The sequence below is a fragment of the Polyangium sp. 6x1 genome (assembly GCF_029946515.1).
Lineage (GTDB): Bacteria > Myxococcota_A > Polyangia > Polyangiales > Polyangiaceae > Polyangium.
The window spans coordinates 1-7,900 of record NZ_JARZHH010000149.1 but is presented as its reverse complement, the minus strand read 5'-3'; the positions used below and the strand labels follow the sequence as shown (position 1 = coordinate 7,900).

The 7,900-nt window shown below is 66.8% G+C and carries 7 protein-coding genes; 4 read left to right on the top strand and 3 right to left on the bottom strand.

Translation table 11 applies throughout. The features are described 5' to 3' along the window. Window positions 1-234: 234 nt before the first annotated feature. Window positions 235-753 carry a hypothetical protein gene (locus QHF85_RS49205; protein WP_281334493.1) on the bottom strand — a complete coding sequence of 173 codons (519 nt, stop codon included), beginning with the start codon at window positions 751-753 and terminating at the stop codon, window positions 235-237. Window positions 754-1,557: 804 nt separating this feature from the next. On the opposite strand from QHF85_RS49205, the gene QHF85_RS49200 reads away from it, so the two are divergent. From QHF85_RS49200 to QHF85_RS49185, 4 genes are all read left to right on the top strand, one after another. Continuing rightward, complete coding sequence (locus tag QHF85_RS49200) at window positions 1,558-2,295, top strand: hypothetical protein (protein WP_281334492.1); 738 nt, start codon at window positions 1,558-1,560, stop codon at window positions 2,293-2,295. A 308-nt stretch (window positions 2,296-2,603) separates the two neighbouring features. Next, window positions 2,604-3,071, top strand: a complete 468-nt coding sequence (locus QHF85_RS49195; RefSeq protein ID WP_281334491.1) for a hypothetical protein — start codon at window positions 2,604-2,606, stop codon at window positions 3,069-3,071. A gap of 64 nt (window positions 3,072-3,135) precedes the next feature. Beyond that, window positions 3,136-3,453, top strand: coding sequence for a hypothetical protein (locus QHF85_RS49190; protein ID WP_281334490.1), 318 nt, complete (start codon window positions 3,136-3,138; stop codon window positions 3,451-3,453). A gap of 228 nt (window positions 3,454-3,681) precedes the next feature. After that, on the top strand, window positions 3,682-4,293 hold the full coding sequence (locus QHF85_RS49185) for a hypothetical protein (protein ID WP_281334489.1): 612 nt from the start codon (window positions 3,682-3,684) through the stop codon (window positions 4,291-4,293). A gap of 13 nt (window positions 4,294-4,306) precedes the next feature. On the opposite strand, the gene QHF85_RS49180 is transcribed toward QHF85_RS49185, so the two are convergent. Further along, window positions 4,307-7,615: a hypothetical protein gene (locus tag QHF85_RS49180; RefSeq protein WP_281334488.1), complete on the bottom strand. Its 3,309-nt coding sequence runs from the start codon at window positions 7,613-7,615 to the stop codon at window positions 4,307-4,309. A gap of 80 nt (window positions 7,616-7,695) precedes the next feature. Next, window positions 7,696-7,900: hypothetical protein (locus QHF85_RS49175; RefSeq protein ID WP_281334487.1), on the bottom strand; the 205-nt coding region annotated here is incomplete at its 5' end.

The window sequence follows — 7,900 nt, the reverse complement described above, 5'->3', positions numbered from 1 at the left end:
GATGAACTGCGCGATGCGCAGTTCATCGAACAGCCGGGGTCAAGACCACGAGCGGCGCTGCCCACCAAGACGGCAGCGCTGACGGTTCAACGGGCAACGCGGCCTGTGGGACGAACTGCGCATCGCGCAGTTCGTCCCCAAAAGGTCCAGGGCTGGCCCTGGTTCGGGTCGAGGGGCGAAGAGCCCCCGCGGGGTCCGGGGCGGCGCCCCGGCGCGGCGGCTTCAGCGCTTCGCTCAGGCGGGGCTCGGGGCTTTGGTTTCCGTGCCGGGCTCGGCGTCGGTTTCCGCGCGCGCTTGCTTGTTCTTGCGGCGCTGGTCGGCGGCCTTTTTCGCGTACTGGGAGCGGTATGCGCGGGTCTTGTGGAAGGCGGCCTGCACGGACGGGTCGCCGTGCTGCGCGGTGGCGTCGACGAATCCGCCGATACGGCTGATGTCGGCCTCACGCGCGTCCTCGTAGTAAAGCTCGCTCTCCTCGAGGACCTCCGCGAGCTTGAGGACATCCTTTTTGAGCGCTCGGATCTCATCGAGCGTGGCGGTCTTGTCGAGGATCTTCTGCCAGATGCCGGGGTGAATCCCGAGGGTCTCGCCGTACTGCGGGATGGCCTTCGAAAGCTCGTCGAAGACCTCTGGAAACCCGGGCTTCTCGCGCTGCGCGCCCATGAGCGTGCCATTGTCGAGGTCCACGAGCTTCGGGCGAACGCTGGTCACGTCGATGATGCTGGGGCCCATGTAAGGAGCGATGATGTCGTTCACGAAAACCTCCATGCCCGCACCCTCAGGGAAGGAGCGGGAGTCTTTGGGGTGAGGGCCACACGATAAGCAGGAGCCGGATGCTGTCATCGGCAGAATCTTGCTCTGTGAACGGCCGCGCGAAGGGCGAGGTCGCGAGAGGGGGCTCGCGTTCGAGCGAACGACGAGGGCTAGGACGCGAGAGGGGGCTCGCGTCCGAGCGAACGACGAGGGCTAGGACGCGAGAGGGGGCTCGCGTCCGAGCGAACGACGAGGGCTAGGACGCGAGAGGGGGTTCGCGTCCGAGCGAACGACGAGGGCTAGGAAGCGAGAGGGGCCCGCTCCCACGCGAACGCTGAGGGCCAGGACGCGATGGCGGCTTCGCTCGGACGCGAGGGCCGAGAGCGAAGGCGCGCTGTCCCTCCCCCACAAGGCTTTCGTCCTCTGAAAGGGTGTTCCATAGACGACGTCGGCTCCGGAGCCTCACCCCCGCCCCCCTCTCCGCGCGGCCTGAGCAGTGGTCTCATCTCGCTAAGTATGCGAAATCTTTAGCTCGATCACCAGAGTCGGGCTCAACAGTTTCGAGCCTTTCGAAAATGCGATAGATGGTCAGCCGCGCGGCGGAGAGGGGCGAAAGGCGCGGAACCGAGCCGGAAACTCCCTCCCTCTCCACCGCGTGTCGGCGGCCGTGAGGATGACGGCGAGGTATGCGTGGGGGCCCGTGCAGCTCCCATGAGGAGGTCTCCTCGGCAAACGAGGACTGCGTACGGCGTTTTCCTGGGCAGACTCTTCCCACACAGCCAGGCTTGCGCTAGGTTGCTCGCCAGAATGATTCCCAAATCTCTGCGGCCGGCGCTCTTCAGGGACCTGTGCTCCAAGATCGAGGCAACAAACTTCTTCCTGCCTAACGATTTCTCGTACGAGGAGACCAAGTTCAATAACAGCCTAGCGGGGATAATGGTCAAATACCTGGCCTCGCCGAATCTATGGTTTACCTTTTCGTTACCCACGGCATACACGACCTCCAAGGATGGCTACTCCTCTAAGCTGGTCGTTCATACCGTATCATCACCAGGCGAATTAGGTCCAACTCAGACGGATACCGTGGACGGGTGGGATGGACTTATTGCAAATTTTGCACTGTGGCTGCGCCGCGCCGAAATCGATCTGAAGGACGGAGCATTGGCTCGTGAGTTGGCTAAGCAGCGCGAAGTAATCGAGAACCTTGTTGCAGAGGTAGCCGCGAAGGCTGAGGGCTCAGAGGTATTCTTTACCCGCGAGGAAGTGCGACGTTACTCACAGCGCCTCGACGAACTCGAACAGAAATTGGCCGACGAGATAAGCAACAGTGCAGCGTCAAAGGAGAAGGTCAAGGAAGACATCGATCTCCTAAAAAAGGAGATCGATTCTCTGAAGAAGCAGCTCTCGACCCTGTCGAAAGTACAGTGGATGCGAGGCGCGTTCGGTCGCATGCTCAAATGGTTTAGCAAGCACGAAAATCGCGAACTCGTAGCCGACGCCACAAACGTCGCGCGGCATTTGCTAGGTCCCGGAAACGCCGAATGAACGGCCCCGAAGCCACGCGGCGGCGAGCCCCCGACTGCGGGGCCTGCGCCGACCACCAAGGGTACGCCACGAGTATCGAGCAAAACGCTGCGCAAGCAATGGGAGTCGGAAAACGGGCAGCGGTGGCCCAAAGACCCAAAGACCGGCCGAAACCAGGACGTCGCTCACAAGAAGCCGCTGGCCGATGGCGGCTCCAACGGCACCGACAACATAGAGCCAATGCCGCACAGTGAGCACGCTCGTCAACACAGCCGGGCCGGCGATTTCAAGAGATGGGGTGCCCGCGGGGCCGAAGGAAAATCAACGAAATGAACAATCACGCCGACCGCTCGAAGCTACAGCCGACAACGCAGATGCGCGGCGAGGACGACGACGAAACGAGAGAGCTGCAAGCAACACTTCAGGAAGCTCGCACGTACCTCGCCAGCTTCACGTGGTGCGCCGGCATCGAGGAAGAGTTCTTCGGCTTGGGTATCGGCGGGATTGTCGCGGTGTTCCTCTTCCGGATTCGACGGGTAGGTGCGACGGATGAGTGGCTGTGGGTCATCGCAGGTGACTTGCCGTCGGCCTATCTGGTCACCGATAGAGCTGCATCGCCGACACAAGCACTCGAGGTCTATTGCGAGCTGATGGAGGACTGGATTCGCGCTGTCCGGCGGGGCGGCAACCTTCGCGACGTATTTCCTGTGCAGGCAAACCCCAGTTCCGCAAATGCGGACCTGCTGGAGAAGCGCATTCTCTTCCTCCGAGGGAAGATCATTCCAGCGTTCGCATAGCGACGTAGCTTCGAAGCGGATTCAAGAAGGTCGGACAGGCTCAACGCAACGAGGGGAGCGACACGTGACACGCGATCGAGAAATAGCGGGAGCGATTTCCGATGGCATCAACTGCATCTATGCGTTCGTGACCGCGTTGCGGGCGGGCGCGTCGCCGACCCCGGTTCCTGAATGGCTAACGACCCTGCAGGAGATGGAGCGCGCTCTTGATGGTGTCATGGCGAAAGAGGTGATGACATCGATGGTTGTCGGTGAGGAAGAGCGCGACCGTGTACGCAGGGTGAGCGCACTGGTTGCTGATTGGATAGCCACGGGCGCGGCGCCCTCGGAGTTGCAGACGACGGCGGAGGCGGTCTTACGATTCTTTGGGCTTCGCATATGAGCACGGGGGCTCGGGCTCGACGCGGTTGAGCGCGCAGTGAGCTGACCGCTGCCGCTGGCACGTGCGACGTGGCCGACAGGGAAGTTGGAATCGCGCTGAAACGGGTCCCGCGCCCCACCCTCCGTTGCTAGGCTGCGCGTCACCTTGATCCCCCTGCCCTCCCTCTCCTGCCCTCGCTGCCGCGCCCCGGTCTCCCCGGGGGTGCCGTCCTGCGCCGGCTGTGGTGCCGTGCTCGCCGCTTCCGCCAGCGCGCCTTGGATGTATCCGCAGCTCCCGCCACGCATCGTCGGCCGATTCGACGAGACCATGGGCGTCGGCCTCTTGCTGGCTGGGCTGTTCACCCTCGGGATGTGCGTGCTCTTTTTACCGTTCTCTCCCATCGAGCCCGTGCGCGCCAAGAATCTGGTGCCGCTCGGACTCTTCGCGTTGCTGGGGATCAGCCTCGTCTGGGGCGGTGTGCAGTCCATCCGCGTCCAGCAGAAGAACAAGCAGGACGCGCTCCGGTTGCAGCGCGTCGGCGTTCCTTGCTGGGGGCGTGTGGTGACCAGCCGCCTCGGCCGCGTCGCGCGAAAAGTGGGCTTCCAGCGCTGGCTCGAGGTTCACCTCGAAGTGGACGCGTTCGTGGCGCCGGGCGCGTCGGGCGCACCGGGCGTCGCCGTTCCGCCGCCGGGATCGCTCCTGGCCTCGCGGGTGAAGGTGCACTGGTTCGTGTGCGACGCGCAGATGTTCTTCGTGCAGCCTGGTGGCTTCTGCGCGCTGCTCGTCGACCCCGCGCCCCCGCACACGGTGTACCTCGATGGATTCGCGACCGCCGAGGGGCACTTCGTCGCGACGATATGATCACGTCGTGAGGTCAGGGCTCAGGGGTCGCAATCCACGCGCACGCGAGCTTCTTCACCTTGCCTTTTGGCGCGTCGACCGCCCCGCCCTCGGCGCGCCGGCTGGCGAGATCGGCGCGCACGAATCGAACGTTGGACTCGTCGGACTCGTCGGACTCGTCTTTTCCTTCGAAATGGACGCTTGCGCGGCTGACGCAGGCGCCTCGTTCGGTCGCCCGGACATCGAACGTCGCCGACGTGGTGGCGCGCTCCTTGCCATCGATCAGCACGCGCAAGGACGGCTGGTTTGCGTGCAGCGTGAACCTCATCCCCGGGGCCCCCGCATTGCACGACGGCAGCCGTTCGAGCACGAGCGGCGTGGGGAGGCGCTTCCACGCGACACCGTCGAGCAGCGGCGGAACCGCGGGGCTCGTCCGGGGGATTGGCACGAGCCCGAAACGCTGAAATTTCCCTGCGAGCACGAGCAAGGGGACCCCCTCGGTGCTCGGCTCCCCGACGATCATCTGGGCGCGGTAATACAACTCGAAATTGGGCAATTGCGCGATCGGCACCATGGGCTTGCCCTCGAACCAGACGAAGAGCTGATGGGCCAGGATCCCGGCAATGGGCGCACCGGGCCCGCCGCCGAAGGCCACCCCGCGCAGGGAGGAGCCCCCGTGCATGAGCCGATCGTCGAGGATCCTCGTGTTGTGCACGAGCCCCGGCTCGAGCGCGCGCATGCGCAGGTGGTCCTCCCCAAACGTGCCCGACGGCAAGGACGCGTCTCCCACGATGACGCGGAACACTTCGCCCTTGCCCGTCGCGCTCAGGCGCACGAGAGCGCCCGCGTAGCTGTGGAGGTTGCGCGTGTCCCCGTAGTCGACATGCGCGCCATGGAAGCCGTCGCCCGCGTCCCCGTAGGCGTCGCGCGCGCCGCGGGAGACGCCGCCCGCGCCGCTGGGGACGTCGCCCTCGTCGCTCGGCTCGCTGAAGAGGCCGCTCACGTAGGCGATGGCCCGGCCGTCGCGCGAGGCAATGCCCGCGACGTGTGCGTCGCGGAGCTCCACCCGCATCGGCACGTCCTGCCCCGGCTTGTGGATGCGCCGGACACGCGTCACGTGGTCCTCGAAGGTGGGCGCGGCGCCTTGCCAGGTGCGGGGCCGGCTCCCGATCTCGCCGGGATCCAGCCAGCGAAGCAGCCAGCGGCGTGGCGGCTGGTCCCCCAGCGATTTCGGCTCGGGAGCGCCCTGCACGAACAGCGCCATTGCGCCCAGCGAATTCGCGACCTCGGGAGGGCTGTCGTCCTCGCCCGAGATGGCGACGGTATCCTCCTGGTCGATCATGCCGCCCTCCGGTGACAAGCCCGCAGGGAGTTTTACGTGGGTCAAGTCGGTCCACGTCTCGTCGCGCGGGGACAAACTGCTCGCCGCTGCGCCCGCGGCCCGGCAGGAGAGCGCATATCGCTTGCCTAGCGGCGGAGGCGGCGCCTCGGGCGTGATCGGCACCTCGGGCGGGTCCACGGGGGACGCCGCTTCGGCGCCCCACCCGAGGCGAAGGTGATCGCCGAGGATCGCGCCGATCTCACCCACGGCAAACGCTTTTTCAAAGCCGTGCTCCCACGCCATCGATAGGCGCACCGCGCCCGCGTCGCCGGGGACGAAGCTCCGCGCCTTGGGCTCCACGAGCATCGCGAGCACGCCTGGGGGCGCCGGGATCGGGCTCCAGGTCATCCCGCTGTCGGTCGACACGAGCACGCCTTGCTCCGTCAACGCAATGCCCTTGCCGCCATGAAGGCGCGCCGCGAACGCGCCCGGGATGCGCACGGCACGGGCCGCTCCGCCGTCGATGGGCTGGGCGACGGCGAAAACCCCCTCGTTGTCCCGAGCGAAGAAATGGAGCACGTGCGCGGCGTCCTCCTCGATGGGGCCGAAGGCCGAGAGCACGGGATGATCGAGCGGCGGGAGCGCTTCTTCTTTCTCGGATCCCGGGGTCACCACGACCACGTGCGGCGGCTCCTGCCCGGGTTTGGTTTTTTTCAGCAAGGCGACACGCCCGTCCGCGAGAGGGCCTGCGCTCTCGGGCACGTGCGAGGCGCCGAGCGAGACGCTGCGCCATTGCCCGCTCGCATGCCGCGCGGCGACGTCGACCGTTTGGGAGCCGGGAACGAAGGCCAGCACGCCGCCGCTCGGCGAGACGCGCAGCTCGGTCGCGGAGGGAGGGACAGCCTCTCGGGGCCCGAGCGAGAGCTTGCCGCCCTCGACCTTCCCCCGGAAGACGGAAGTGAGCGCGCTATGAAGCTGGTCGCGTGGTCTGCAGCCGACCCAGACATCACGCCCCGCGGATCGGAGGTCGCACCAAGGGGTGTTCTTGGGATCCACGCCGGGAATGGCGGCGACCACCGTCGCGGCCGCTGTCGCCAGATCGAAATGCAAGACGAGCCCGTTCCACGCGATCCACGCGCCGCCGTCGGGCGCCGCGACACCCGCGAGCGCCGCGGTCGCCATGGGATCGCGGTCGAGGTCGACGAGCTCGCCGAGCGGGATCGAAGCGCCGGGCGCCGGCAAAGCCTTGGGCGCCTCGATCGGCGCCGCCGCGCTGGGCGTTTCGGTTCCCTCTTCAATCCCATCGAGCTTGCCGGCCTTGATGTCGACTTCGTCCAAACTGCTGATATCGAGCACGACGCCCGACGGACGCTTGCTCCACGGCCGCTGCCAGGTCGCGCCTCCGTCCCGGGTCACCCAGGCGCCGGAGAGCACGAGGAGGGCCGCGCCGTGGAGCTCGTCCTCGAAGGCGACGCTCGACAGGGGAAAGTCGGGCAACGCCGGGGGCTGCGGCGTCTCTTTGCCATCCTCGACGGAGAAGAACCGGGTGGGGGCGAAGGGCATGTCGCTCGTGGCGACGACGACGAGCCCCGGCATCCCCTGAATGCTCGACACGGGCGTCCCAGGGGGCAGGAGCGGTCTGCCGGGGCCGAGGGGCTCGTCGAAGCGATAAACGGCGTCCCCTGCGCGTCCGACGAGGCGCGGCCCCTGCGCGGTCGGGACGACGAGGAGTTGATCGAGCGGCCGCGGCAAATCGTCCGTCTGCCAGTGGGACGCGCCATTCGCGGCGAGCAAGAGGCGCCGTCCCCCGACGAGCCGGAGCGTGCCACCCGCAACGGACACAGCTTGGTTCCGCTCCCCGGAGACGAGCCAGCGCCAAGGAGAAAGCGGAGGCGCCGGCGGCGGAGGCGTCTTCGCGACGATGTGGGGCGGAGGCGCCGGCGCAGGCGGCGCCGAGCACGCGGGGAGGACGGTCGCGTAAAGGATGGCCGCGGCGGAGAAGGAGCGGGCGTGCGAGGGCATGAATGGGGGCAACGTAGTCGAATTGCCCGGAAAAAGGGAGACGGAAGCGGCAGCGGTCGCTCAGGTACGTCGCTTAGATATCAACGTCGACGGCGGCGAAGAAGGAGACCGATGCCGACAAGCGCGAGCCATCCGGCATTCCCTGAGGAGCGCATGTCGACCGCGCATTGCCCTCCACCGCCACCGGGAGGAATCTCCACGCCGCCGCTTCCGCTTCCGCCGCCGCCGCCGCTTCCGCCGCTGCCGCCGCCGCCGCCGCCGCCGCCGCCGCCGCCGCTGCCGCCG

Excerpts from the sequence above, each read along its gene's own strand:
- QHF85_RS49200 (WP_281334492.1), top strand. The coding sequence starts at position 1,558 with ATGATTCCCAAATCTCTGCGGCCGGCGCTCTTCAGGGACCTGTGCTCC.
- QHF85_RS49195 (WP_281334491.1), top strand. The coding sequence starts at position 2,604 with ATGAACAATCACGCCGACCGCTCGAAGCTACAGCCGACAACGCAGATG.
- QHF85_RS49180 (WP_281334488.1), bottom strand. The coding sequence starts at position 7,615 with ATGCCCTCGCACGCCCGCTCCTTCTCCGCCGCGGCCATCCTTTACGCG.